The 1020-nt window shown below is 32.2% G+C and carries 3 protein-coding genes; all 3 read right to left on the reverse strand.

Annotation, left to right across the window (positions count from 1 at the left end):
- Position 1 precedes the first annotated feature (1 nt).
- A complete protein-coding gene (locus tag SORDD15_RS03430) occupies positions 2–466 on the reverse strand; it encodes an SMI1/KNR4 family protein (protein WP_061414366.1) in 465 nt (154 codons plus the stop codon).
- Between the two features lie 8 nt (positions 467–474).
- Positions 475–786, reverse strand: a complete 312-nt coding sequence (locus SORDD15_RS10485) for an HNH endonuclease signature motif containing protein (RefSeq protein ID WP_061414368.1) — start codon at positions 784–786, stop codon at positions 475–477.
- A partial coding sequence (locus SORDD15_RS10490) for a hypothetical protein (RefSeq protein ID WP_231097623.1) occupies positions 765–1020 on the reverse strand: 256 nt, incomplete at its 5' end. The genes SORDD15_RS10485 and SORDD15_RS10490, both read right to left, overlap by 22 nt.

Below are 1020 nucleotides of genomic sequence, written 5' to 3' on the forward strand. Positions count from 1 at the left end.
CTTAATCATGAAGCATTTTTAAAAACTCTGTAAAGTTATTAGCTACAAATTCTACAGCAGGATCTAATTCATAAGATTCTTCATGATACCATATACAAATGCTAGGATTTTCTTTACTTTTAGTATAATCTAAGCAGATAAAATCACCTCCAAACAATGTTGCTATTGGTATCAATTGTAAACCCACATAGTCCTCATCAAATATAATTCTTCCTTCTAATTGAGTACTTACAACACCAATATCATAAGTATCTTCCAGTCTATCGCCTGAAATATTCAGTATTGCTAAGAAACGCTCAACCACTTTCTCATTTCTACCGAAATTAAAATATCGTTTAGTTGGAATTAAGCCGTTTTCTTTTTTTATAAAATCTTTATAATCTTCAGGAAGAATCACTCTCCATATTTTTTCTTTTTCTTTCAGTAATGTATCTGTTGGTAAAGGTAAAATAATTTTAGATTTCATTTCATCTCCTATCTAGGTGCATAAGCCCACATACCTATTGTTCTTCCTCCATTATGTGGAATAATATTATGTATTCCATATGGAACCAATTCCATTTGTCCTGGAATTTCAGTATGATGCCACGTCATACCTTCTCTAAAACCACCAATTTTGTTATTTAGCCACTCAAATTGTTCTTTATCTGTTTTAAGCCACAATTCTTCTGGTAGATTGACTGTTTCTTCAACAAGACCAGCACTACGAAAATCTGCAAAACCATATCTCATGCCTTCAGATGGAATAACTTTGACATCAGGAATCAATCCTTTTTCAATAGCCAAATTTTTAATTTGTTTTTTCTGAGCATAGCTAAGATTTTGACCATTAATAATACTTTCGTCCCATGACCATTTTTGTTGCCATTAATTATTTCAGCATAAACTTCACTATAATCATCTAGAACATCTTGAAACTCTAGAGTTCCTTTCGCGAAATCTTTTAACCGTTGTTCTATTAACGGTGAATCAACAGTCTTACCACCTAATTCCACGACATCATCTAGACTACCACCTAAA

It is taken from the genome of Streptococcus oralis, assembly GCF_001578935.1.
GTDB classification, from domain to species: domain Bacteria; phylum Bacillota; class Bacilli; order Lactobacillales; family Streptococcaceae; genus Streptococcus; species Streptococcus oralis_R.

Bases quoted from the DNA above. Each gene is read 5' to 3' on its own strand.
- SORDD15_RS03430 (WP_061414366.1), bottom strand. From the start codon at position 466: ATGAAATCTAAAATTATTTTACCTTTACCAACAGATACATTACTGAAA.